We start from the raw sequence: 25,058 nt of genomic DNA, 5'->3' as shown, positions 1-25,058 counted from the left end.
GGTTCGGAGTTGAAAATGAAACTATCCAAAATCATGGTCTATCAAGACGACAATGCCCATTGCGTCAACTGGACCAAATACGCCGCCCATCTGGCGACCCAACAAGATGCCCAGTTAACCGGCTTGTTTGTTGGACCAAATACCAGCAATCTGGGGATGTTTGACGATGCCTTGCAAAAAGCCATCAAGAAAAACATCGATCAGGACAGCCAGCCCTCCAGCCTTGCAAAAGCCCAGTTTGATGACACGATTGGCAAGTTTGACATCGCGTCAAACTTCGTCATCACCAATGATGACCCATCCATTGCACTGCGTCGAAAAGCGCGTTTTTACAATCTGGTGGTGACCGGACAGCCTGATAACGCCAGTTCTGCCATGCAAGACGAAAAAGGCGCACTGTCTCATCTGTTGATCGGCAGCGGTCGCCCGGTGATTGTGGTGCCACGTGATCATGCCAAAGAACCCGACTTTTCCCGCATCACCATCGCCTGGGATGGCGGGCGTGAAAGTACACGGGCCTTTTTTGACAGTCTTCCCTTTTTGGAAACTGCCGAAAGTGTGGAAGTCGTGACCATCAAGTCAGACGACCACAGCCGCCCCTTCAGCATAGCAAAGACAGATGACGTCACTGCCATGCTGACGGATTTGGGGATTAAGGCGACCAGCAAAATTCTGGAAGCCAAAGAGAAACGATCAGGTCAGTTGATTTTGGAGAGTGCGCAAAATCACCAAAGTTCCCTGATCGTCATGGGTGCCTATGGCCATTCGCGCCTGCGTGAAATGGTTCTGGGCAGTGCAACGCGCTCGCTCATCATGAATACGGACATCCCCGTTTTCATGTCACATTAGGAAGAGAATATGCGCAGAGAAGAATACACCTTTGAAGTCTTTAACAAGGACGTTCACGCCCACCTGCAGGAAAACGGTGAACACCCGGAATTCAGCGATTTCTGGGGAAGCCGCCGTCGCTTCACCGTTGAAGCATGCAGCACGGAAGAGGCCCGCAAGAAGGTCGATAAGAAATATCCCGAAGATAAAGGTTTCATCGTCACTTTTACCTCCTGATCACGCTCGCAGCTTGTCTTATCGGTATTTTATCTGTAACTTATAGATAAAATACCGATTAAGGAGGCAGTAAAATGGACAAATCAGAAGACGATTATCCCTATAACAGACACATTGTGTCATCCGAACATCTGGCGTCCGAAGAAGGCTGGCAGCTCAGCGAGTTTGAATACGGCCTGATCATTTCCTTTAACGCCTTCCAAAGATGGATGACCCGCTGCATGGCAGCCGTAGGCGAAAGTGATTTCAGCCCCCTTGATGTATTGGTCCTGCACAACGTTAATCACCGCGCCAAAGACAAGCGCCTGGTTGATATCTGTTTTGTGCTCAACATCGAAGACCAGCACACAGTCAATTATTCCCTGAAAAAACTGATCAAGGCCGGCTTTGTCGAAGGTGACAAACGCGGCAAGGAACGGTTCTATTCCACCACCGAAGAAGGCCAGCGCCTCTGCACCGAATACCGTCGCATCCGTGAACGCTGTTTGGTCAGCGCCTCCAAAGCCTTTGAAAACGGCGGGCTGGATTTATCGGATGTTGCGACCCTGCTGCGCGGCCTGTCCGGTCTTTATGATCAGGCATCACGCACGGCGAGTGCGCTTTAATACATCAAGATTCTTCACTCTCCTGCGGGAAATCACGGATCAAAATTTCAGCCGGGATATGGAGGTTGGTATGCAAAAGTTGCATCTGGCTTCTGGATAACCCCTTCATATTCCCGGTTCCATTCAACAGTTCTGAAGCCCGTGGTTTACTGCTTAAAATTCTTGCCAGATCAGACTGATCAAGACCGTGAATTTCCAACGCGTATTTAACCGCATGTCGGGGGTCAGGATCATCCATGGGAAAGCGTTTGCGTTCATAACTTTCTGCCAAAACAGATAGGATATCCAGTTCCTGTAAAGCAAGGCTCCCATCCTCAGGCCCGTCACCGTCATTCAGGTCCATCAGCGTATCAATGGCTTCCATGGCAAGCTCATAATCCGCATCCGTATAAATCGGAAAAACATTCATGTCAGAGACTCCTAAATCTGCGTGATGTCCGCAATGGCATCATATTCTTTATGCGTGCCTGCAAATTTAACCCTGGCAATGGGCACTCGGTAGTTAAACTGGACAACCAGACGGTATTTGTTCCCACAAATATTAAAAACCATCCGGTTATTCTTCACATGATCTGCAGAAGAAAACTGCGCCTGAACATCCGTTGTCTTGGTCCAGTCAGCATCTCTTACCTCTGCACGCCACGCTTTTAAAGCTTCACGAAGGATTGCGCCTTGTTTGGGGTTTTGCGCCTCTTCTCGCTCAATCAGCTGTGTCAGCACCCCGGTGCCTAACAATCTCATGCTTGCCTCACCTGCCATTATACCAAGTTCCAAAATTTGGAACAATGGAAAAGTTCCAATTTATGGAACCGTTTCATATCCTGACAGGTGCTATGAACGGATTAGTGGGTTATTTCTCAAACCCTTTGAGGATCCCCAGCATTTTCGGAATAATGGCGTCTGCAGTCATAAGTTGCGTCTCATGCAGGCCGATTTTGAGTTTCAGGTCGGGGCCGTAGTCCATTTCCATATGGCAGAAGGGGGAACGCTGCGTAGCAAGTGCCGGACAGACGAAGGCGATAGGGATTTGACCGTTGGGGTTGACCATCACTTCAAACAGTTCCGGGTTGCGATCATAGGGGCAGACCTTGAAGGTTTTCCAGTTTTTCTCGCAACGTTCCAGATAGCCATCTTTAAAATAGATATCTTCCACCTTTTCGCCGGGTAGTTTTTTAAACAGATCGAACGACAATTTGTATTTTACGCCCGGCCCCCCTTTGAACATAATCTTGGTTTCTTCGCTATAGGGACGATAGTCCGGCAGGGTGACGACCATGTGAATTGAGTTTTTGGCCTCACCCGCCCAGTTGGGCTTGTACCACAGATAAGCTTTGGGGATTTCAAACTGATTGTTCCCGAGTTTTAAAGAGACAGGGGTGAGATCGCTTGTATTGCCGAAATCATCCAGTTGCGGCTGCATAAACGGGATCATCAGAACCAACACCAGCATCACGCAGATGGCAGCAATGGTGATTAATAAGCTTTTCTTGGACATGATCTGTACTCAACTCCGTCTGACATGCCCTTAAAGTACAATAATCTTTGCGAAAGAAACATTACCTTTCGTCAAATTAGCTCCACCTAAAGTGTGAAATTCCAACTAATTGACGAAACTCAAGTTAATTAGAAACCCTCTCAGGTACCTTCGGTGACCATAAAACGTATATGTGCCTGAAATTCTGGACGCCCTATACGTATTTTGTTTTTTAGGAGATTACCATGCAAGAGCGCTTAACCATCAGCGCCGCTCGAAATATCTTTTTTGGGGGTACAATTTTCTTCTTTGCTGTCTTTGCTCTGCTTGTAGTGCAGTCGGTCATATTTGTGAACGACGAAGCTTCAAATCCAGAAGGCATCACAGAAGAAGTCGCCTTGGGTAAAGAGGTTTGGGAGCGGCATTCATGTATTAACTGTCACTCACTTCTGGGTGAAGGTGCCTATTACGCACCTGAGCTTGGCAATGTTTGGGTTCGTCGCGGTGGAAAGGACGATGCCGAGGGGGCATCTGAATTCATCAAAGAATGGATCAAGTCACAGCCTACTGGCATTGAAGGCCGTCGCCAAATGCCCCATTACGACCTCACAGAGGCCGAATTGGAAGGTTTGGTTCAGTTCTTTAAATGGACCAGCGAAATCAACACCCAAAACTGGCCGCCTAACGACGCCGGTTAATTCACTGAAAGGGTGAGGACAAGATTATGAAATATCAATCTCAAAAAGTCGCGCTATACTATTTTTATGGTGCTCTGGCTTTATTCGTGGCGCAGGTCCTGGGCGGCCTTATCGCCGGTACAATTTACGTAATGCCGAACTTCCTTTCGGACCTGGTACCGTTTAACGTCATCCGTATGATCCATACAAACGCGTTGATCGTCTGGCTGCTGATGGGCTTCATGGGCGCGGCATATTACTTAATTCCTGAAGAAGCTGAAACTGAACTTCACAGTCCGAAACTGGCAATTCTGCAGTTCTGGCTGTTTCTGATCGGTGCAGGCGCTGCTGTTGTTGGCTACCTGTTTGGTATCCACGGCGGTCGTGAATTCCTGGAACAACCCCTGTGGATCAAAGTTGCGATCGTAATCGTGGCCTTGATGTTCCTGTTCAACCTGTCCATGACAGTGTTGAAAGGTCGTAAAACAGCTGTTTCCCTGGTTCTGCTTATTGGTCTTTGGGGCGTTGCCGTCTTCTTCCTGTTTGCTTTCTACAACCCAACAAACCTCGTGCTGGACAAAATGTTCTGGTGGTGGGTCGTTCACTTGTGGGTAGAAGGTGTCTGGGAATTGATCATGGCTTCCATTCTGGCCTTCCTGATGATCAAACTTACAGGTGTTGACCGTGAAATCGTTGAAAAATGGCTGTACCTGATCGTATCTCTGACACTGTTCACAGGTATCCTTGGTACTGGTCACCACTATTACTGGATCGGTACACCTGGTTACTGGCAGTGGATCGGTTCCATCTTCTCCACGCTTGAAGTTATTCCTTTCTTCTCCATGGTTGTCTTTACGTTCTACATGGTATGGAAAGGCGGTCGCTCGCATCCAAACAAAGCAGCTCTGCTGTGGGCGCTCGGTTGTGCAGTCTTCGCATTCTTCGGCGCTGGTGTATGGGGCTTCATGCACACCTTGTCTTCCGTGAACTACTACACACACGGTACACAAGTCACTGCTGCTCACGGTCACCTGGCATTCTACGGCGCTTATGTAATGGTCAATATTGCGATCATGACTTACGCCCTGCCTAACCTTCTGGGCCGCAACCCATTCAACCAGACCCTCAACATGTGGGGTTTCTGGATCGCAGGTTCCGGTATGTCCTTCATGACCTTTACTCTGACATTTGCCGGTGTTGTTCAAACACACATGCAACGTGTACTGGGCGAAGACTTCATGGACGTACAAGATCAGCTTGAGCTGTTCTACTGGATGCGTCTGGGTTCTGGTGTCGTCGTTGTCCTTGGCGTCCTGCTGGTCGTCCTGGCGCTTGTCCTTCCAGGCAAGAAAGACGAAGCCGCTGTAGCACAAGCTGCAGAATAATAAATACACGAACTTTGTGCCGGGGTCTTATTAACGGTCCCGGCCTTTTTTCTCACAAATCGATTTTTTGCTTTTTTCAAATTCTAACCTTTAACACCTTCTATTCGTTATATCCTTTTCAAAAATAAGAGTACTCAATCATGAGCCAGCACATCCCACACTACGTCCCGAGCGCCAACGAATGCGAACTCTTTGAACATGCCTATAAAAACAAACTGCCCTTGCTGCTGAAAGGGCCAACAGGCTGCGGAAAAACGCGTTTTGTCTCTCATATGGCGGCGAAACTCGGCCTGCCGCTTCATACGGTTTCCTGTCATGATGATTTGACAGCCGCTGATCTGACAGGGCGTTATCTTTTAAAAGGTGGCGATACGGTCTGGACTGATGGCCCACTGACCCGTGCGGTGCGCCATGGCGGCATCTGTTATCTGGATGAAGTCGTAGAAGCACGCAAAGACGTCACCGTCGTTCTCCACCCGCTGACCGATGACCGTCGTGTTCTGCCGCTGGATCGCACAGGCGAAGAATTGGTGGCCCCCGACAATTTCATGCTGGTGGTATCTTATAACCCCGGCTATCAGAACATCATGAAGACGCTGAAACCCTCCACCCGTCAGCGTTTCCTGGGCGTGGAATTTGATTTCCCCCATCAGGATATCGAAGCACAAATTGTCGCCAAGGAAAGCAATCTGGACCTGGACCGCGTCAAACCGCTGATCCGTTTGGCCGGACAATTGCGCGGCCTGAAAGGTCAGGATCTGGAAGAAGGTGTTTCCACCCGTCTGATCGTTTATTGTGCCAGCCTCATTCAGGCCGGGATGAAAGTGGATGAAGCCATCCTTCATGCCATGATTGAACCACTGACGGACGAGCCGGATGTCAAAGAAGGTTTGCTTGAAGTCGTTTCCGTAACCATGGGATAAGGCCATGTCTGTTCTCGACGTCTTAGAGGTTGAAGAATTTGTCGGCCACCAGTGGGATAAGATCATTGGCGGGGCGGAAAGCTATACCTCTTTTCCCGAAGCTGCCATCACACTGGAAGAAGTGCGCGGACCTTTGGCCGTTTTCTTTCGCACGCTGGGGGGCCTGCGCGGCATGGAAATCGCCGCCAGCAAGCATGAAACCTCCAAACACCGTCTGTCGTTTCGCCAAAAGCTTGGCATGGCAGAAGAAAAAACCATGCGACCGACCATGGATGGGCAAACCTTGATGCTGCCCCAAACCATTGATACCTTCCCGGAAGTCAGTCTGAACCGGGCGCTTTATTTCTGGCTGGCGGCCTATTTTGCATCTGAAGACCAGACACCACCAGCATATGAAGAAGACCCGCTGAAACGCGATCTGCTTTTCCTGCGCCGGGCTTTACGCCTGCAGGAACGGATCATGGAAGAAATGCCCGGCATGCGTCCGGTCTGGACCAAACTGTCCCAAGCCTTCCTGATGATGCGCCCCAAACGCAGCCTGCCGATTTCAGAACGCAGTCTGGAAGAAATCCTGCAATGGATGCTGGGTGCTGCGGAGCCTGACGCCAATAACTATCTGGCTTTCGTGTTAGGTGATGACAATGTTGCAATTGTGCCTGCGCCACCACAGTATCGCCCTTTCCTGCCCGTTCCGCTTTGGGGGGAAGTGATTGCCCCCCCAACAGGTGGTGGTCGCAAAGGCAATGAAGAGCGTGGCGGCAACAGTTCCAAGAATTCAAAAGATAACCGCAAAATCCGTGCGCAACGCCGCAATCTGGATCAGGCCAACCGGGATGACGGGTTCTTCCTGCATATCTATGACAAGATCATGTCTGTCGCAGATATGTTAAACGTCAATCGCAACACCGAAGATGACGATGAAGACGAAGCGTCCAAAACAGCCGATGATATGGACAGTATCACGGTGGGCGAACATGACAAAAAGGCCGCAACCAAGATCAAGCTGGACCTGGACCTGCCCGCAGATGAGGTGGAAACCGACCGTCTGATCGATGAACGTCTGGTTCCTGAATGGGATTATAAACGTCAGGTCTATCATCCGGATCATTGCAGCATCCAAATCCGCACAGCAACCGAAGAAGGCGAAGACTGGAAACCGAACGAAGCGGCCAAACGCCGCATCCGCCGGGTCAAACGCCAGTTCGAAGCCCTGCAGGCCAAGCGCGAAACCCTGCGTGCACAACCCGACGGGGAAGAACTGGATATTGAAGCGGTCGTGCGTGCACGCGCTGATTTGAAAGCCAATGGCGTTTCATCCAACCGCATTTATACCTCCACCAAAATCCAGAGCCGCGATCTCGCGGTCTCCATTCTGGTCGATGTCTCGCTTTCCACCGACAGCTGGCTGGATAACCGCCGGGTCATCGATGTGGAAAAAGAAGCCCTGACCATTTTAGGCAATGGTCTGGCGGCCTGCGGGGATGATTTTGCCATCCATACCTTTACCTCACGCAAGCGCAGCTATGTGCGCATTGACGAGATCAAGGGCTTTGATGAAAAGTTTAACCAAACCGCCCTTCGCCGGATTTCTGCCCTGAAACCGGGCTATTACACCCGCATCGGCGCGGCTGTGCGTGCAATCTCTGAAGACCTTGCCAAACGACCGAACCGTCAAAAGCTGTTGCTGGTCATCACGGATGGCAAGCCCAATGATGTGGATCATTATGAAGGGCTTTATGGGATTGAGGACAGCCGCAAGGCGGTATCGGAATGTAAACAGATGGGCGTCACCATCTTTGGCGTGACCGTGGACCGTCAGGCACAGGAATATTTCCCCTATATCTTTGGGCGGGGGTCCTATCAGATCATCAGCCATGTCTCCAAACTGTCCACCGCTTTGCCTAAAATCTATCGACAGTTGGTGCGCGGATCATGAAGGACGTCGTGATGGAAGAAAAAGCCGGATGGGGGGCACTGGACAATCTGCCCGGCAACCCCATGATGTGGATTTTGATCATCAGTGAGCTGCTGGTCTTTGGCGCTTTTTTCGTTGGATTTGCGGTCAATCAGGTGTTGGAACCTGACGTCTTTATGGAATCGCAAAACAAGCTGGATCGCTTTATGGGCGGGATCAATACCCTGATCCTGATCACCAGCGGCTATTTGGCCGCCCTTGCCACCCACGCCGTCCAGCAGGGTGACATCAAAAAGACACGGGCCTGTCTGTTGGGTGCCATGGCGTTTGGTGTGATGTTTGGTATCGTCAAATTCGTTGAATATGGCGACAAGGCCGCACAGGGCATCAATATTGAAACCAACGACTTCTTTACCCTGTTCTATCTGATGACTGGCTTTCACTTCCTTCATGTGATTTTCGGCCTTGTGTTATTGGGTATTGCCGTTGCCAAACCCAAACCCCAGACACTGGAAACCGTCTGTGCCTTCTGGCATATGGTTGATTTGATCTGGGTTCTGTTGTTCCCTCTGGTCTATCTGGTGCATTGAAGATGGAAAACCAACACCCCGGCCCCAAACGCCTGACGCTGATCTGGGCAATCCTGTTTGTGCTGACTGTTTCCAGCATGATTTCCGCACGCGTCGATCAGGCGGTGATTGAACCGTTAAGCCCGCTGATCATTGCTGTGATTTTCGGCCTCAGCCTGTTCAAAGCCTTTGCTATCCTGTCAGATTTCCTGAACCTGCGCGCAAGTACACCGGGCTGGCGCATCGGGTTTAAGGTAGCACTTGGGCTGATCAGCGGTCTTTTGTTTGCGCTATCAGTTGTGAACTAGCCGCAATATCTTCCGGGCTATTAGCGTTAAAGAATGGGTCCACCGGGTCCGTTGACCATTCCACCGTTGCGTAGGAATAACGCGAAATCCATTTCTTCAGTTTGCGGATATCTTCTTCGACCAGAGCTTTGCGCAAATCTTCACGCAAAGCCGTCGGCCAGATGCCGACCACCGGATGATCATAACCGCCGGACCGCGCCAGTACGATTGCTGCTTCACCCTTTTCAATCGGCGCATAAAGCTTTGCGACCAGATCATCGGGCAAAAAGGGGGTATCTGTGGGGACAGACAGGATATGGCTATATTCATTCAGCGCATCCATCCCGGCAAGAATGCCTGCTAATGGCCCCACAAACCCTTCTACACTGTCACTGACCACAGGCAAGCCGTAGCTATCAAAACGACTGCCTTCCCCATTGGCATTGATCACAATCACATCCGTCTGAGGTTTGATGCAATCCAACACCCGGTCAAGGATCGCTTTCCCATCCACCTGTTTCAGCCCCTTGTCGCCCCCGCCCATGCGGGTGGCCAGACCACCAGCAAGAAGAACACATCCGATTTTTGTCATGCTTTTTTCCTACGTTCCACCATGGAGACACCCTTTACCTGGGCATATAGATTCTGTCCGACTTCAAAATCAAAACTGTTTAAAGACCGGGTCGTAATCCGCGCAATCAGTTTAGCTGCGCCCATTTCCAGCACGACGTTGATGCGGGCATCGTCAATGGCGGCAATTTCCGCGATCCTGCTTTCAAACACATTCAGGATCGTTGTCTTTGATGGCTTTTCCAGCGCGAGACTGACGTCGGTTGCCAGAATGCGTACACGTCGTGTTTCCCCCACCTGCCCCACATAGCCGGGCACAAACAGTTCTTTATCTGCGATTTTCAAGGTGGTCAGGTGATCCCTCTCATCAAACTTCGCAATGGCGGCTTCCAGCACACTGGCGGTCTTGGAACTTTTAGCGATAAACAGTTTCGGGTCTGCCAGCATATCCAGCAAAGCCCCACTTGCGGTGATGCGCCCTTTTTCCATCAAGATCAGATGATCGGCCAGCCGTTCCACTTCCTCACTATCATGGGAAATATAAACAACCGGGATGGACAGGCTTTCATGCAGCCGTTCCAGATACGGGATAATCTCATTCTTTGAAAATCGGTCCAGCGCGCTTAACGGTTCGTCCATCAGCAACAAGCGTGGATTGGACAACAATGCCCGACCAATTGCGACCCGTTGCTTTTCCCCGCCAGATAAGTCACCGACCGCGCGCTCCAACAGATTTTCCAGTCCCATCAATTTGATGACTTCGTTAAAGTCCGGGCCTTCTTTTGCCTTGCTTCGTTTTTGACCGAACAGAAGATTATCCCGCACATTCAGATGGTCAAACAGGTTGGCATCCTGAAACACATAACCGATGGGACGTTTATGAGCTGGTAAAAAGGTTGTTTCATCTTGCCAGACTTCACCCGCGACAGACAGATAACCATCCGCCACCTGTTCCAGACCTGCCAGGCAGCGCAGAACCGTCGTCTTCCCACAACCGGACTGTCCAAACAACGCAGTCACCCCTTCAGCCGGAATGGTGAAATCAGCATCCAGATCAAAGCGATCAAACGATCCTTTCAGGCGGGCGATGATATCTGTCATGCGGCCCTCTTACGTAATCGTTTTTCCAGCACCATCATGGCAAGGATCACCAGAAAACTGAACCCCAGCATACCTGCGGACAGGATATGTGCTTCGGTCCATTCCAGGTTTTCCACATGGTCATAGATCGCAATGGAAAGCACCTTGGTTTCGCCGGGGATATTGCCACCGATCATCAAAACAACACCAAATTCCCCGACCGTATGGGCAAACCCGAGAACAGCGCCTGTCATCAAACCGGGACGTGCAAGCGGCAAGGCGACACTGAAGAACGTATCGAGGGGTGAGGCACGCAGCGTGGCCGCAGCTTCCAGCGGTTTATCGCCAATGGCTTCAAACGCATTTCTGACAGGTTGTACGACAAAGGGCAGGGAATAAACGACCGAACCAATGACAAGGCCTGCAAAACTGAACGGCAGCGCATGCCCAAAAATGGAAATCACCAATTGCCCCAGCGGACTTTGCGGTCCCAGTGCAATCAACAGATAGAACCCAAGTACGGTTGGCGGCAGAACAAGCGGCAAAGCCACCACCGCGCCCACAGCTTCTTTAAACATATTGTCCGTGCGCGCCAACCACCAGGCAAGCGGCGTTCCGATGATCAACAGGATCAACGTCGTCAGGCTGGCAAGTTTCAGGGTAAGGACAATGGGTTCAAGCATTTAGGTTTCCGGATCAATAAGTTCTTCGCATTTAAGCAACGCTGGAGCTTATATGCAATGACTTTCAGTTAGGTCTGGGCATAAGGGGGAAAGTGTGAAAAAGTAACCCCAAGTTTTTATTGATTTGGCGAACCACGACCATGAAGCTTTCGCGCAAAATTTTCATCATCACCTTTACCCTGTCGATCCTGCCCTTGCTTTTGGTTGCACTTCATACGACCGAACAAACCCTGCTGATTTTGAAAGAACGCGAAGTCGCCAGTGCAGAACAAAATGCCCGTGCTGCCATCAATGAATTCAGTAATGAAATCGACCGCCTGAAAAACCTGATCCGTATTCTGGCAGCAACGCGGGCAGCCAAGCTGCTACCCGAACTGCCGCAGGATCAAAACCGCGAAACCTTGCAACTGGAACTGATCGAACTGTTTCGCACCATTCTGCGCCAAAACCCGTCTTATGATCAGGTCCGCCTGATCGGGGCCAATCAGAAGGGGCTAGAGGTCGTGCGTGTAGATCGTCACGGTGAAGGTATTGCTAATGTGGCAGGCCCCCAGTTGCAGGAAAAAGGATCGCGCTATTATTTCAAGGAAACCATCAAGCTATCACAAGGCGAGACCTTTATCTCCCACATCGATTTAAACCGTGAATTTGGTGTGATCGAACAACCCCTTCGCCCCATGATCCGGGTGGCAACCCCTGTGACGTCAGCAGACGGGGAAAATGTCGGGATCGTCATCATCAATGTGAATTTCCACAAACTGGTGCAAGATCACGTGCGCACAGATACCCCGGGGGATTTTCTGGTCACCAACGCCAATGGGGAATATCTGCACAACAAGGACCAGTCGCGCACCTTCGCCTTTGAATTTGGCAACAGTGAACGTATCCAGCGTGATTTCCATCTGGAAGAAGATTGGCTTGGCTGGGTCACCAGCACCTCACCGCTTGAAACCAAACGGTTTGAAACACCGGATCACTTCCTGATCCTCAGTAAAGTCGATATCGGATTTGGCACGGTCCATGGGGTGGATCGAAAATGGATTTACGGCTATGCCATCCCGCGTTCTGCCATCGAAGGGATTGCAAAACGGTTGGATGAACATCTTTATATATCCCTCTTTGCCATTGCAGCCTCCATCGCGATTGCCAGTTCTTACATAACGTCCAGTGTTCTAAAACCGGTGGAACAACTGACTGAAACTGCGAACAAAATTGCCCTTGGGGACCCATCGGTAGATAGTATTGATGTGACAGGAAAAGGTGAAATTCGCATCCTCTCCGATGCCCTAAGCCGCATGCTGTCATCGCTCAGAGAAGCGGCAAAGACGCAGGAGCTTGCCACATTGGGCCGCATGGCAGCCATGCTTGCCCACGACCTTCGAAACTCCCTTTCGACCGTCAAAGTCAACATCCAGATTTTACAAGGTGAAGAACATGACCCGGCTTTGAAAGATCAATGGGAAATTGCCAATGACCAGATCACCCTGATGGAGAACGTCCTGGTGGACATGCTAACCTTTGCACGCCCTTCCGTTCCCCACAAAGACTGGCATGATCCGGTACGCATTGCACGTAATGCATCCTTGGTCTTCGAACCTATGGCCCATGCCAAGGATGTGCAGATCAACCTGGACAGTCCGCACAGCCTGCCACGCATCAAATGTGATCGCACCAAAGTCATGCAGGCCTTGCAGAACCTGATGGACAACGCCATCCATTTCGCCCCGCATGGATCAAACATCACCTTGCAGGTCGAACAACTGGTAGCCAATGATGAAGATTGCATCAGTTTTGCGGTCTGCGATGAAGGGCCTGGGATTGCCGAAGAAGTGGCTGAGGCGCTGTTTGACCCCTTCATCACCAACCGCCCCAAAGGCACTGGATTAGGTCTAGCGATCGTAAAAAAACTGGCAGAACAACACAATGGTCAAATCCGACTTAATCAGCTTTGCGACCAGGGCACCTGTTTCAGACTGATCCTGCCCATTGGCGTGGAAGATATGGATTACGAGATTTAACGCCTCAAGGCGCTTTCTATATCTTCAATCAGCCCTTCATCCATTGGCTGTGTCATGGTGGGGTAGACCTTGATGACCTTCCCCTGCCTATCAATCAGATATTTATAGAAATTCCAGCCCGGCAGCCCTTCTTTACCCAAATCGATTTCCACTTGTTTAAAGAAGGCATGCTGATCCTCCCCTTTGACACGGGACAGGCTCGTCATGGGGAAAACAGCATTGTAATTGGTCTCGCAAAACTCCTTAATGGCCTTACCTTTGCGTGGCTCCAGTCCAAAGTCATTGGAGGGAATGCCCATCACAACCAGCCCTTTTTCCCGATATTTCTCCCATATCTGCTGGAGTGTTGCCAGTTGATGGCTGTTGCCACATTGGGTTGCCGTAACAGCCACCAGAGCGACCTTACCCCGATAAGCCGCCATATCCAGTTCTTCGCCATCAATCGATTGAAAGGCCAAATCATAGACAGAGGCCGCTGCAGGCGCACACCATAAAGCAGCCAGAAGACAAATTATTCCTGTAAGTTTGCTCATGTTAACTTCCCCCAAACTGCGTTACCACAACGCGACCGGATTTTATTTTTGGGCGTATTGTGCCATCCAGTCTTTATGGAATTCTTCCGATTTTCTAAGTTGACGCGGGGTCATATGTCCTTCCAGGTCTTTGATCTGTGTGGTGACCTTGGCACGGTCTTCTTCCATATCCACATGATCACGCACAATTAAAAACCAGCCGCGCGATTTGATGTAATCCGGGTTTGACCCGTAAGCTACAGGTACTGCTTCGCCCGTTGCATACATCATCGCCAGATTATACTGGGACGCCACACTGCCCTGCTGCGCAGCCTTGTTGTACCAGGCAACCGCGCTGTCCGGGTTCTTTTCCAGCCAGGCTTTGCCTTTTTGATAGAAATACCCAAGTTGGAACTGGGCATCCGCATTGCCTTTTTCGGCAGAAGATTGATAGTAACGCAGTGCTTTTTGTTCAGAGCGTTCCCCACCAAAGCCACCGTGATACATGGCCCCCATGTGATACTGAGCCAGCGCATCGCCTTCTTCAGCCGGGCCTTCCAATTCGGCGCGTGCAGTTTCAAAATCCTGTTTATCAAGGGCTACCAGACCTTCATCCAGACCTGCAAATGCAGCTGTGGACATCATCAGGCCCAGTGCGAAAATTGATGCTGCTACTTTCATGTTCTTCCCCTCTTCCATGTCTTTAAAAGCCATTTTGAAAATTACTTTTGAACCTGTTTTGGTTCACACCAGTCGCCCACGGTTTGGCAGGAACAGAGATCAAACCCGCCTTTAAAATGTTCCCACTGCCCCGTCCAGGGCGCTTCATTCAATGTACAAATCTCAGTACAAGCCGCGACGGCTTGTTCTTGTGTGCGGATCACCCCGCCCGGGATTTTTATGATCCGCGTTGACCCGCAATCACAGCTGCCCTTCTTAAACTGTCCCGACCAGCCACATTCATGTTGCTGACAAGTTTGCGGACAGGTTTGTTCGGCAATTTTTTTGCTGGTTAAAGGAACGGGAGCCGCAATATCACTGGCCCATAGAGGTGAGGCAGCAAAGCCAATCAGCAGTGCCAACAGATATGCAATTTTCATCACCGCCCCCTTCTACCAGCTTACTTTTTTGCAACCATATCCGAGGACCCGGCTTGCAGATATTTCAACACCAGCAATTGCTGATCTTGTTCCAGATGGGTGAAACGACGCATGGCTTTCATGCGTTTCACCCAGTCAAACGCGTTATAGCGATCCGCATCATAGCGGGTGTGACACAAGCCGCAGTCTGCATCCCACAGTTTTTCTGCATAGTTGGACACCACCTGCATATCAGATGTCAGGCTTCCTTTTTTGACCCAGCCTTCAACGGATGCTTTGTTCCAGGTCAGCTCTGATTCCTGATCAACCCATTCTTCGGTTTGTTTAACCACATCAAATCCTGCACCGCCGAGCTTCGCCACTTCATACAGCGGGCCTGCTTTGGCGAACAGTTGCGCGCCGCCTTCACGGTCCCAGGCCACCAGTTTGACTTTCAGCCAATCACCTGCTTTTTCAACGACGGAAAGTTCAGTCAACGGATGAACATTGGCAACAACGTCTGACTCTTCATTTTGTTCCAGATAAAGGGTTGTTGGCATCGCAGCATAAAGGGTGCTGACCGACAGGCTGTCACCTTCCACCGCAGTTTTCACATCTGCTGCCCAGCCTGCATAGATTTTGTCAAACTTCGGCAATTTATGCGCAATCCCTTTGTGACAGTCGATACAGGCTGCATCGGTTTTAGCCGCTTCTGCCATCATCTTTTTCGCACGATCACCCTGTTTTTCTGCATGCATGGCTTCATAGGAGTGACAGTTTTTACATTCCTGTGAACCATTGGCCCGCATGGCCGCCCAGACGCTTTGCGCCATGGTCAGGCGGTGTTCTTCAAACTTTTCTTTAGTATCGATGATGCCCATGGCCTTGCCCAGCAATTCCTTACTGGCCTGGATTTTACGCACCATCTTTGGCCCCCATTCCTTGGGAACGTGACAATCCGGACATCCAGCCTGAACGCCAGAACGGTTATGGAAATGAATGGTGCCTTTATATTCAGCATAGACATTGTCTTCCATTTCGTGGCAACCAATACAGAATTCCATCGTATTGGTATATTCCATTGCGGTATTGAAGCCCCCCCAGGCAATGATGCCTGTAATAAACAGGATCAATGCAAACACCAGACGGTTGCTTGTATTCCAAAACCAATTCCAAAGATTTTTCATAATCTACTCGTCGTTTTTCAAATATCTTTCTCGCTCATACCAACTTATACCAGTTTGGGCATAAGCCAGAAAGATCAATGATTTAGAAGACTTCCAGGGAGAGGAGGACCGAGGGTAATCGGCCCTCCAACCCGTTGATCGTCAAAAGGAAGAATTACTTCTTCATGGCGCGCTTTTCAGCATACGCTTCAAGCGCTTTCTTGATCATGTCATTGTGATCGTCAGAGTCATACTCACCTTTTTCAGAGACTTTGTCCCAGAATTCAGGATTGTAACGCTCTTCGTGACACGCTTGACAAACGCCTGCTTTCTCAACGTTCTCACGAACGTCTTCCGGAAGCGGACCTGTCAGGTCCCAGTGGGAACCAACAGAGACAAGCTGGTTGCCATCACGGTCGATGATCGCAGACAAGTCATGGTCAAGGGCAGGGATCGCCGGGATCTGCGTTTGTGCTTTACCCGGGATGATTTCACCTGTGCCTGTAGCCAGGTCAACAGTGAACCCTTTTTCATAACCAAGCATGAAGCGACCGTCTTCGAAGCCATAACCCAATGCTTTTGGATTATCGTGACAGCTTTCACAAGGACGGGCCTGACGACCAGCAGTGTGCGGCTGCACGGCTGCATGGTCGATACCTTTGCCTTCAGGCGTCATGTTAATGACGTTTTCAGCAACGGCCTTGCCGTCTTTGTCGATCACAGTGGTGATCACCTGACAGCCTGGCATCAGCGGAGAAACGCGACCTTCACCGTTAATACCCAATGTTGGTGTTTCCCAACGCAGGTAAGAACGGGTTTCAGACACTTTACCCGGTGATTTCAGACCACCAGTCCCCAATGGCCAATCCGCAGACAAACCGTTTTTCGCTTTCGGACCAGTCTGTGCGTTCATCACCCAGTCTGTGCCCATTTTCGGTTTGCCGTCTTTGCCTTTGGAATAGTCTACAGTCACGTGACAGCCATAACACTGCGGAGCCCAATCCGCGTGACAGGCGTAACATTCCATGGTGTCCTGGTGTTTTTCGATGTTACCCATCGCCACCTTCGCCATAGTTGACTTGTAGCTACCTTCGTCATCAATTGTCTTGAGGACCGGAACTTTAAAGTCCAGACCAGACGCAGAGTGCAGAATGACTTCATCACCCTTTTTGACAACGTTACCCAGTGGGTTACCACGTGCAGTCAGAAGATAACCGTCTTGTGCCGGGTAAACTGTTGCATCCTTCATAAATTCAGGAAGCTCAGTTGCCAGCCCACGACCTTCACCTTTCAACGGTTTGTCGAAGTCTTCACCACGACCCAAAGGTAAATCCCAAGGTGCTTTCTTCACTGTACCGTGACAGTCTTCACATTCGATCTCAACCTGTGCCAGCGTGGTCCCAAAGATGTTACCGTCGCCGTGCATGTCGATAGAAGTGTGACAGTCCTGGCAAAGCATGCCGCCTTTTGGATTGCCGTCGATTGACTCAATCTCATGGTGGAGGTCAGCTTTGATGAAGAGATACTTCTTGGTATGCAGTTTTGGCTGCTTTTTGCCTTTGGCATTGTAAGGAGACCCGTATGGGAACTCCATCAGACCCTGATAGGACACACCAGCGCGTTTACCACGGTTGTGGCAAGACACACAGGTTTCAACCGGAATACCGGAATAATGCTTGTCACCCACTTGAACTTTCGTTTTGCGGGTCCCTTGCATTTTGTGCACTAACATATGACCACGTTGTGACTTGTCGATGGTCGGGTCGTTACCTTCGTAGTAGCCTTCGTTGGAATACGGTACGTGACAAGACGAACAGCCCGAGCCACGATAGTCACCACGTTTTTCACGACCACGAATACCAACGTGACAACGTTGACAATCGTGACGAGAATAAGTGTAACCAGCCTGGTTTGGGTGATCAGGGATCTTGTCAAAATCCGCTTGTGGCATCTGTTTCAGCTTGCGTGGGAACTGGTCTTTATGTTCCTTTGCCATAGCTGTCATATATTTTTTATATGCATCAGTACCAATCTGCGGCACGATACCGTCTTCATCGACGACATCGTAGTTCCCGTAAACCACCTTGCGGTCTTTTTGCAGGCCCCAAGACCACAGGTTGCCCTGAATCTTGCCAGCCTCAGTGTTCATCAACGCCTTTTCCAAGCGATCGGCATAGCCGGTGTGACACTGACCACAAGCTTTGTCGGAAATCCAAAGTGCACCCGGGTCCGGATAATAGGCATCCGGGCCGCCCTTTTTGCTCAACTGCGCAGGAGCGCCAGAGTGTGCTTTGGCTTTGTCTTTTGTCTCAGCAGGGTTACCACCGTGACAAACGGTACAACCTTCGGGATCCCCGAATGTTGCACCAAAGGTTTGGATATCTTTCTGCATGTCACCTTCAGAGAATTTTTCAATTCCATCGTGACAGGAAAGACACCCAGTGGCAGCTTCAGCGCCGACAGACGCTGCTACAATCAGCCCGACTGCAACTGCCATAAGCCCTAATAATCTTTTCATATCATGCCCCCCTTGAGGGTAGTTATAGATCAACGCAATGATATTCTCAGACTTACCCCTACATAAAAAGTGGTTATTAAAATAAAAAAGCATATTATTTTCAAATAGTTATATTAATAATTAGACAAACTCATAATATCCCTACAAAAATTGATTGATTCATTTAATTAGACAAAGTTGATATTGAACAATATGTTCAAAGCTGTTGAATTCTTGTTGCTATTCGCGCCAAGGTTTCTCACTCTATCCTTAGGAAAGAGGGGAGGACTCATATGAAATTTGCGCATGCTCTAACCTGTGCAATTGGTCTGTTTTTGTTGACAGAAATCGCGGCCAAAGCAGCTGATAATGTCTTGCTGAAAGAACAGGAAGGACCCTGGAAATCAGCCTGCTATAAAGATGGCGGGGTTGAGGCCCCCTATTGCCGGATCATGATTGTGAATGTCTTTGGCGGATCAAAGAAATCAACAAACTTTGTCCAGTTCGGCCTGGCGTTTGACCGGGGACGAGTCGGCTTTGTCTTTGCCACCTACCACGGATTTGCGCCCGAAAGTAAGGTAAAGGTCAAAATCGATAATAACGAACGCCACGTCCTGCAAACCTCCAAAGAAAACCACACCATTTCACCGGACGATATGGGGATGGCGATCTTTGAACAGATGAAGGCGGGTAAATCCATCACCGTGGATTTCAAACTGTCATCCGGGATCACGCGGGCTTTGGATTTTTCGTTGGAAGGGTTCAAGACTCTTTACCCGGATGTGCAAAAAACACTGGCCGGGACCTGATTTCAAACAAAATAAAAAGCCGCGAGACTTCATCAGTCCTGCGGCTTTTTCAGTCCAAAATCATTGATATGGCGATCCAGCTTGGGGCGGGAGATTTCAAGGATTTCACAGGCCTTGCCCTTATGCCAGTTGGTCCGTTCCAATATCTTTTCGATATACTGACTTTCCAGATCACGCAAGGATGGCAACACACTGTCATCCACAGGCAAAGCGGCACAAATGGCTGCGGGCTGGCCGGTCAGACTCTCTTTTCGATCTTTATAAGCCTTGGCGATTTCATCGGGTAGATATGCAGTGGACAGGATTGACCCTGTTTCCATCACCGCTGCCTTCATCAGCACATGTTCAAGTTCGCGCACATTGCCGGGCCAGTCATAGGCTTTCAAGCAGCTGATCACATCACCCGTGACATTCCTGAACCGCTTACGCAGTTCCGTATTGATCCTGCGCAGGAGATGTTCCACCAGCGGCAGGATATCTTCCTTGCGCTCACGAAGCGGCGGCAAATTGATGGCAACCACATTCAGGCGATAAAGAAAATCTTCACGGAACTTGCCCGCATAAACCAGTTTCTGAATATCCTGATTGCTGGCAGCTACAATACGTGCGCGCGCCTGTTTCAAGCTGGTGCTGCCCTGAGGCATATATTTATGTTTTTCAAGCACATGAATGAACTTGCTTTGCAGCATGGGCGACAGTTCTGAAATCTCATCTAAAAAGATCGTGCCACTGCCAACCAGGTCAAGCTTCCCACGAATAAACTGGCCTTCTTCATCCATATAGCCAAAAATTTCACGTTCCAGCAGATCTTCTTTCATGGCCGCGCAATTGACCACAACAAAAGGATGATCGCAGGTGGAACTGCTTTTATGAATAGCAGACGCCACCAGTTCTTTCCCTGTCCCAGGCTCCCCATTCACCAGCACAGGCATGACGTTTTGAGAGACCAGCGCGATTTGACGAAAGGCATCCTGCATGGCTTTGGATGTGCCTGCGATCATACCGGAGGCAGAGGTGGAGGTATTGGGAAAAACAAGTCCGGTGCTGTGGGCCTGTGTCTTTTCCAGTGCGCGGAAAATCACATCATCCAATTCACGGATATCAAGGGGTTTGGGCACAAAATCTGTCGCCCCACCCTTCACCGCCGTCACGGTGGTATCCAGATCATGAAAGGCGGTGATCATCACAACAGGAACGTTGGATTTATGACGGATACGCGCTAAAAGACTAAACCCGTCTTCACCAGGCATGCGCACATCGCTGACAACCGCATCGATTTTTTCGGCTAAAAACTTCCGATAGCCTTCATCTGCCGTATGGGCTGTGATCACGTCAAAGCCCTGACGCGTGTAATGCATCTGCAACGTCTTGCATATGGCTTGATCATCGTCTGCAATCAACAGCCGGGGCATAAAGTCACCTTAATTTTTAACCTGAAATCCACGCAATGATTTTGGCTAATCAACCAAAACAGCGCAAGCTAAAAAAGTCACAAAAACCGATTGCGATCAGGACCTTTACGATATTTTAGCCTTGGGTGTTGTTGGCATTTCTTTTTGGACAATCGTTTTGACGAAATCCAAAAACTTGGCCATTTCGTCTTTACCGATGATCATACCCGGATTTTGACGCAAATCCGTATCAATTCGCTTATCGCTCAACATGAATAACTCCTATGACTTTCTGTCAAATTGGTGAGTTGATTCCCTCAAAAATTCAGCGGGTGATCTTTCTGATCTCCCTTTGTTATGCTTTAACTGTATATGTAGTTATACGAGGTGCCAAGAGGAAAAATTTGCCTACTAACCTCATTTCAGAATAAGAAATCCGATAACCCTGAGTTTTCAGAATCTTAGCAAAATAAAGCTCTGAATTATTTTTTCTCGCCAATATAGATCATGCGCAGATCGTTGACGTTTGTATGGGTTGGGCCGGGTTTAAACAGGTCACCCATTGCCTCAAAGAAATCATAAGACAGGTTGTCATCCAGGGCTGCATGCAGGTTCAACCCTCTTTCCTTCATCCGGGTAATCGATGTAGGGTCAAACCAGGCCCCGGCGTTATCTTCCGAACCGTCAATCCCATCGGTATCAGCGGCCAGCGCATAAACATTGTCCACATCGCGTAGCTGATCCATAAGCGAGAGAACAAACTCTCCGTTCGGCCCACCACGCCCATCCGGGTTCTTGATCGTCACCGTGACTTCCCCGCCGCTCAACAACAGGCACGGTGGCTGAATTGGCTGACCCCAGTCCTGAATTTGCCGCACGATGGCCGCATGGACCTTGGCAACTTCGCGCGCTTCGCCTTCGATCCGGTCACTCAGGATCATGGCAGGAATACCTTTGGCCTTCGCCATATCGGCCACCGCCTGTAGGGAAATCTGCGGTGTTGCGATCAATTTATAGTCCGTTTTCGCCCAGCACGAGTCATCCGGCTTGATGCTTTCACTCAAATGATCGCTGTAACCTTCGATCCTGTAACGTTCCAGGATGGTGCGTGCATCTGCAACTGTGGTCGGGTCCGCCACGGTTGGACCGGATGCAATCACACTTTCATCATCGCCGGGCACGTCAGAAATTGAAAGTGTCAAAACTTTCGCGGGATAGCACGCCTTGGCCAGGCGCCCCCCCTTGATCGCGCTTAAATGTTTACGCACACAATTGATCTCTTCGATCGTTGCCCCACTGTGGAGCAAGGCTTTGTTCACCGACTGTTTTTCTTCCAGCGTGATACTTTCAACGGGTAGCGTCAGCAAGGCAGAGCCGCCCCCGGAAATCAGGGCAACCACCAGATCATCTTCGCCCAGTCCTTCAACCATTTCCATCATACGCGCAGCCGCATCTTGTCCTGCTTTGTCCGGTACAGGGTGGGAGGCTTCAACCACTTCGACATATTTGGTCGGCACAGCATGCCCATAGCGCGTGATTACCATCCCGCTGACCTCACCGTCCCAGGCCTCTTCAAACGCGCGAGCCATCTTCGCAGCGCCCTTGCCTGCGCCAATCACGGTGACTTTGCCAGATTGATCTTTGGGCAAAAAACCACCTAAGACAACATCAGCATCGGCCACACGGATGGCCTCAACAAACAGGTCATTCAACAGAGATTTCATGATGTCTACTTTTTCTTGGCTTTTTGTTTACGCGCGATTTCGTCCAGAATGTCTTTCATCACGACACGCAAGGCCGGCTGGGCTTCTTTCATCTTCATGCCCGGGCGCATCCGTGGATCATAAAGAGCCTTCAACAAAATCAGATCGGAAACAGACATGCTGGTGCGATCTGACTCTTCATGAAAAATTGAGTTTTTGATAATCGTGCTGTCATTGGTCAGCCCCAAAAGTTGGACGGTTTCTTCCACAATACAATGCATGGTCTTGTCAGGGCGGTCATTGGGGATTATCGCTTTACCAAATGTAATGGCAAACGTGCGCCCGTTTCCTTTTAAAGTGCCTTTGCAGTTGATGCCTTTTTTCAGAGTTTTTTTCAGCTCTGCCTGCGTATGGAAGCTGATGTGCATATTGGCCTGCCCGCCCTTTTTCACCTGACTGACATCCAGCTTGGTGAGTTTTCGGATTTTGCCCATCACCCGACCCAACTGTTTCAAATTCTCTTTGGTTTTGGCGTTTGTCACCGCAAAAACAATCGGCCCCTGCCATTTGACCAATGGCTTGGCTTCGCGTCCGGATTTCCCATGTTCATGGATAAACACAACCGAATTAAACTGATTGATCAGTGTTTCCAGATTAACCGTTTCTTTTTGCGCATTTGCATTCGCATCAGCGTTTGTTGCCCAGAAAACAGCAACAAAAACGAACATCCACTTCATCTCAGGCCCCTCATGAAATCGAGTGAGCCTTTATTGTGTCACATCCGCTGAAAACTGCAACTTCGCAAGACGGCCATAAAGGGAATTTTCCTTGATCAGCTCCGCATGTGTGCCAATTGCTTCGATTTTGCCATCAGCAATGACACAAATCCGATCCGCATTCACCACTGTTGCCAACCGATGAGCGATGATCAAGGTGGTCCGCCCGACCATCAATTGATCAAGGGCTTCCTGCACGATCCGTTCATTTTCCGAATCAAGCGCACTTGTAGCTTCATCCAGTAACAGAATGGACGGATCACGCAATAAAGCACGTGCAATTGATACTCGCTGACGTTGCCCACCAGACAGGCGCGTGCCTTTTTCCCCCAAGAATGTGTCGAACCCGTCTGGCAGTTTGTCCAGAAATTCACTGGCCTGGGCGGCATCAGCCGCTGCGCGCACTTCTTCATCTGTTGCATCCGGGCGGCCATAACGGATATTTTCCCAGGCATTGGCGGAAAAGATAATCGGGTCCTGCGGTACCAAGGCCATACGTTCACGCACTTCAACCGGATCCGCTTTTGAAATATCAACGCCATCGATCTTCACTGTGCCGCTTTCTACATCATAAAACCGCAGCAGTAATTGCATCAATGTGGTTTTCCCCGCGCCACTTGGTCCGACCAGTGCCACCGTTTCACCCGGTTTGATATCAAGGCTGATGTTATTTAAGGCCTGATGGTCGGGGCGTGAGGGATAATGGAAATTCACCCGATCAAAGCGCACCTCACCGCGATGGGGAACAGGTAGAGAAATTGGGTTATCGGGCGCCTTGATCTCACTTTCCGTATCGAGCAATTCGATCAGACGTTCCGTTGCCCCGGCGGCACGTTGCAATTCGCCCATCACTTCAGAAATGATCCCGACGTTAAAGGCAACCATGGTGGCGTAAAACAGGAAAGCGGCCAGCTCCCCGCCCGTAATGGTACCGTCCATCACGTCACGCCCACCAACCCACAAAACACCGCCAATGGCGCTGAAGACCAGCAAGATCACCGTGGCCGTCAGAATGCTGCGCGCCTGAATTCGGCGAACAGCTGCGTCAAACGCGCCTGTGACTTCGCCCAGGAAACGACGTTCATCTTCTTTTTCATGGGTGAAGGCCTGAACCGTGTTGATGGCATTAATGGTTTCTTCTGCAAAAGCGCCGACATCGGCGATCTTGTCCTGGCTTTCCTTGGACAATGTGCGCACCCGACGACCATAGACGATGATCGGCACCACCACGATGGGCACCACCAGCAAAACAAGCCCGGTCAGTTTCACATTCGTGATAAACAGCATGATAATGCCGCCAATCAAATTCATGGTATTACGCAACGCCATGGAAGCACTTGATCCAATGACGGACTGCAACAGCGTTGTATCCGTGGTCAGGCGCGACAGGATTTCCCCGGTCTTGGTGACTTCAAAGAAACTGGTGTGCAGGGATAAAATGCGGTCAAACACCGCCTTTCGGATATCGGCAACCGCGCGTTCCCCAATCCAGGACACCATGTAAAAGCGGGTAAAGGTGCCTGCCGCCATCAAGACAGCCACACCCAGCAGGATCAGTAATGCCTGATCCAGCGCTTGAGGGTTCTGTGCTGAAAAGCCAGCATCAATCAACTGCTTCAGCCCCTGCCCCAAGCCTAATGTCGCCAGCACGGTCAGGGTCAAGGCTGTAAAAGCGATCACCACACGCACGCGGTATGGTTTTAAAAATGAAAACAAACGGACCAGAACATGCAAGTTCTTGCTTTTGGGTCGGTCAATCATGCGAGAATTTGGTGCCACGGTCGGTGTTTCCTGATCTAAATATGGACGTTATCTATGCTTAACTGGACAAAGAATAAAAATCTGTGAGATAGTTAACGCATAAAAGCGTGTCA

27 protein-coding genes are annotated in these 25,058 nt (G+C 50.0%); 11 read left to right on the top strand and 16 right to left on the bottom strand.

The window, feature by feature from the left end; translation table 11 throughout:
* The first annotated feature begins 15 nt into the window (after positions 1–15).
* From RYZ26_RS06150 to RYZ26_RS06140, 3 genes are all read left to right on the top strand, one after another.
* Positions 16–849 carry a universal stress protein gene (locus tag RYZ26_RS06150; protein WP_317682289.1) on the top strand — a complete coding sequence of 278 codons (834 nt, stop codon included), beginning with the start codon at positions 16–18 and terminating at the stop codon, positions 847–849.
* A gap of 9 nt (positions 850–858) precedes the next feature.
* Positions 859–1,065, top strand: a complete 207-nt coding sequence (locus RYZ26_RS06145) for a hypothetical protein (RefSeq protein WP_317682288.1) — start codon at positions 859–861, stop codon at positions 1,063–1,065.
* 74 nt (positions 1,066–1,139) lie between these two features.
* Entirely contained in the window at positions 1,140–1,670 is a 531-nt protein-coding gene (locus RYZ26_RS06140) for a winged helix DNA-binding protein (RefSeq protein ID WP_317682287.1), read from the top strand.
* Positions 1,671–1,674: 4 nt separating this feature from the next.
* On the opposite strand, the gene RYZ26_RS06135 is transcribed toward RYZ26_RS06140, so the two are convergent.
* The 3 genes from RYZ26_RS06135 to RYZ26_RS06125 all read right to left on the bottom strand — a co-directional run bounded on the left by RYZ26_RS06135 (position 1,675) and on the right by RYZ26_RS06125 (position 3,165).
* Positions 1,675–2,079: a helix-turn-helix domain-containing protein gene (locus tag RYZ26_RS06135; protein ID WP_317682286.1), complete on the bottom strand. Its 405-nt coding sequence runs from the start codon at positions 2,077–2,079 to the stop codon at positions 1,675–1,677.
* 11 nt (positions 2,080–2,090) lie between these two features.
* Entirely contained in the window at positions 2,091–2,411 is a 321-nt protein-coding gene (locus RYZ26_RS06130) for a type II toxin-antitoxin system HigB family toxin (protein ID WP_317682285.1), read from the bottom strand.
* 109 nt (positions 2,412–2,520) lie between these two features.
* The gene (locus RYZ26_RS06125) at positions 2,521–3,165 is read right to left on the bottom strand and encodes a hypothetical protein (protein WP_317682284.1); all 645 of its coding nucleotides are present in this window, start codon (positions 3,163–3,165) and stop codon (positions 2,521–2,523) included.
* A 224-nt stretch (positions 3,166–3,389) separates the two neighbouring features.
* Here RYZ26_RS06125 and RYZ26_RS06120 point away from each other — a divergent pair, with 224 nt between their 5' ends.
* The 6 genes from RYZ26_RS06120 to RYZ26_RS06095 all read left to right on the top strand — a co-directional run bounded on the left by RYZ26_RS06120 (position 3,390) and on the right by RYZ26_RS06095 (position 8,921).
* Positions 3,390–3,842 (top strand): c-type cytochrome, encoded by a 453-nt coding sequence (locus RYZ26_RS06120; protein WP_317682283.1) that lies wholly within the window; start codon positions 3,390–3,392, stop codon positions 3,840–3,842.
* A gap of 26 nt (positions 3,843–3,868) precedes the next feature.
* Positions 3,869–5,206 (top strand): cbb3-type cytochrome c oxidase subunit I, encoded by a 1,338-nt coding sequence (locus tag RYZ26_RS06115; protein WP_317682282.1) that lies wholly within the window; start codon positions 3,869–3,871, stop codon positions 5,204–5,206.
* A gap of 140 nt (positions 5,207–5,346) precedes the next feature.
* Positions 5,347–6,129 carry a CbbQ/NirQ/NorQ/GpvN family protein gene (locus RYZ26_RS06110; RefSeq protein ID WP_317682281.1) on the top strand — a complete coding sequence of 261 codons (783 nt, stop codon included), beginning with the start codon at positions 5,347–5,349 and terminating at the stop codon, positions 6,127–6,129.
* A 4-nt stretch (positions 6,130–6,133) separates the two neighbouring features.
* Positions 6,134–8,065 (top strand): nitric oxide reductase activation protein NorD, encoded by a 1,932-nt coding sequence (locus RYZ26_RS06105; protein WP_317682280.1) that lies wholly within the window; start codon positions 6,134–6,136, stop codon positions 8,063–8,065.
* On the top strand, positions 8,062–8,634 hold the full coding sequence (locus RYZ26_RS06100; RefSeq protein ID WP_317682279.1) for a cytochrome c oxidase subunit 3 family protein: 573 nt from the start codon (positions 8,062–8,064) through the stop codon (positions 8,632–8,634). The genes RYZ26_RS06105 and RYZ26_RS06100 overlap by 4 nt, the downstream gene beginning before the upstream one ends.
* 2 nt (positions 8,635–8,636) lie before the next feature.
* Positions 8,637–8,921, top strand: coding sequence for a cytochrome C oxidase subunit IV family protein (locus tag RYZ26_RS06095; protein WP_317682278.1), 285 nt, complete (start codon positions 8,637–8,639; stop codon positions 8,919–8,921).
* Here the strand turns inward: RYZ26_RS06095 and mobA are convergent.
* Genes mobA through modB form a run of 3 tightly spaced genes read right to left on the bottom strand, consistent with a single transcriptional unit; the run spans position 8,884 to position 11,233 of the window.
* Positions 8,884–9,492 (bottom strand): molybdenum cofactor guanylyltransferase MobA, encoded by a 609-nt coding sequence (gene mobA / locus RYZ26_RS06090; protein WP_317682277.1) that lies wholly within the window; start codon positions 9,490–9,492, stop codon positions 8,884–8,886. The genes RYZ26_RS06095 and mobA overlap by 38 nt on opposite strands.
* On the bottom strand, positions 9,489–10,571 hold the full coding sequence (gene modC, locus RYZ26_RS06085) for a molybdenum ABC transporter ATP-binding protein (protein WP_317682276.1): 1,083 nt from the start codon (positions 10,569–10,571) through the stop codon (positions 9,489–9,491). The genes mobA and modC overlap by 4 nt, the downstream gene beginning before the upstream one ends.
* Positions 10,568–11,233: a molybdate ABC transporter permease subunit gene (gene modB / locus RYZ26_RS06080; RefSeq protein ID WP_317682275.1), complete on the bottom strand. Its 666-nt coding sequence runs from the start codon at positions 11,231–11,233 to the stop codon at positions 10,568–10,570. Before modB ends, modC begins: the two co-directional genes overlap by 4 nt.
* A 140-nt stretch (positions 11,234–11,373) precedes the next feature.
* Here modB and RYZ26_RS06075 point away from each other — a divergent pair, with 140 nt between their 5' ends.
* Complete coding sequence (locus tag RYZ26_RS06075; RefSeq protein WP_317682274.1) at positions 11,374–13,251, top strand: sensor histidine kinase; 1,878 nt, start codon at positions 11,374–11,376, stop codon at positions 13,249–13,251.
* Here the strand turns inward: RYZ26_RS06075 and RYZ26_RS06070 are convergent.
* From RYZ26_RS06070 to RYZ26_RS06050, 5 genes are all read right to left on the bottom strand, one after another.
* Positions 13,248–13,784 (bottom strand): glutathione peroxidase, encoded by a 537-nt coding sequence (locus RYZ26_RS06070; protein ID WP_317682273.1) that lies wholly within the window; start codon positions 13,782–13,784, stop codon positions 13,248–13,250. The two genes, RYZ26_RS06075 and RYZ26_RS06070, sit on opposite strands and share 4 nt — an antisense overlap.
* A gap of 42 nt (positions 13,785–13,826) precedes the next feature.
* Positions 13,827–14,444: a tetratricopeptide repeat protein gene (locus tag RYZ26_RS06065; RefSeq protein WP_317682272.1), complete on the bottom strand. Its 618-nt coding sequence runs from the start codon at positions 14,442–14,444 to the stop codon at positions 13,827–13,829.
* Positions 14,445–14,485: 41 nt separating this feature from the next.
* On the bottom strand, positions 14,486–14,863 hold the full coding sequence (locus RYZ26_RS06060) for a hypothetical protein (RefSeq protein WP_317682271.1): 378 nt from the start codon (positions 14,861–14,863) through the stop codon (positions 14,486–14,488).
* Positions 14,864–14,883: 20 nt separating this feature from the next.
* Positions 14,884–16,029, bottom strand: a complete 1,146-nt coding sequence (locus RYZ26_RS06055) for a NapC/NirT family cytochrome c (protein ID WP_317682270.1) — start codon at positions 16,027–16,029, stop codon at positions 14,884–14,886.
* 154 nt (positions 16,030–16,183) lie between these two features.
* On the bottom strand, positions 16,184–18,526 hold the full coding sequence (locus tag RYZ26_RS06050) for a hypothetical protein (RefSeq protein WP_317682269.1): 2,343 nt from the start codon (positions 18,524–18,526) through the stop codon (positions 16,184–16,186).
* A 272-nt stretch (positions 18,527–18,798) separates the two neighbouring features.
* Between RYZ26_RS06050 and RYZ26_RS06045 the strand changes: the two genes are divergently transcribed.
* A complete protein-coding gene (locus RYZ26_RS06045) occupies positions 18,799–19,314 on the top strand; it encodes an invasion associated locus B family protein (protein ID WP_317682268.1) in 516 nt (171 codons plus the stop codon).
* Positions 19,315–19,346: 32 nt separating this feature from the next.
* On the opposite strand, the gene RYZ26_RS06040 is transcribed toward RYZ26_RS06045, so the two are convergent.
* The 5 genes from RYZ26_RS06040 to RYZ26_RS06020 form a co-directional block, all read right to left on the bottom strand.
* Complete coding sequence (locus RYZ26_RS06040; protein ID WP_317682267.1) at positions 19,347–20,726, bottom strand: sigma-54-dependent transcriptional regulator; 1,380 nt, start codon at positions 20,724–20,726, stop codon at positions 19,347–19,349.
* 105 nt (positions 20,727–20,831) lie between these two features.
* Complete coding sequence (locus RYZ26_RS06035; protein WP_317682266.1) at positions 20,832–20,978, bottom strand: hypothetical protein; 147 nt, start codon at positions 20,976–20,978, stop codon at positions 20,832–20,834.
* Positions 20,979–21,187: 209 nt separating this feature from the next.
* A complete protein-coding gene (locus RYZ26_RS06030) occupies positions 21,188–22,429 on the bottom strand; it encodes a glycerate kinase type-2 family protein (protein ID WP_317682265.1) in 1,242 nt (413 codons plus the stop codon).
* Between the two features lie 5 nt (positions 22,430–22,434).
* Positions 22,435–23,145 (bottom strand): DUF2927 domain-containing protein, encoded by a 711-nt coding sequence (locus RYZ26_RS06025; protein WP_317682264.1) that lies wholly within the window; start codon positions 23,143–23,145, stop codon positions 22,435–22,437.
* A 30-nt stretch (positions 23,146–23,175) separates the two neighbouring features.
* Positions 23,176–24,963, bottom strand: a complete 1,788-nt coding sequence (locus RYZ26_RS06020) for an ABC transporter transmembrane domain-containing protein (protein WP_317682263.1) — start codon at positions 24,961–24,963, stop codon at positions 23,176–23,178.
* Between the last annotated feature and the right edge of the window lie 95 nt (positions 24,964–25,058).

This window comes from Terasakiella sediminum (genome assembly GCF_033100395.1).
GTDB lineage: Bacteria > Pseudomonadota > Alphaproteobacteria > Rhodospirillales > Terasakiellaceae > Terasakiella.
The sequence above is the reverse complement of the archived record's forward strand: the minus strand, read 5'-3'. Positions and strand labels throughout refer to the sequence as shown.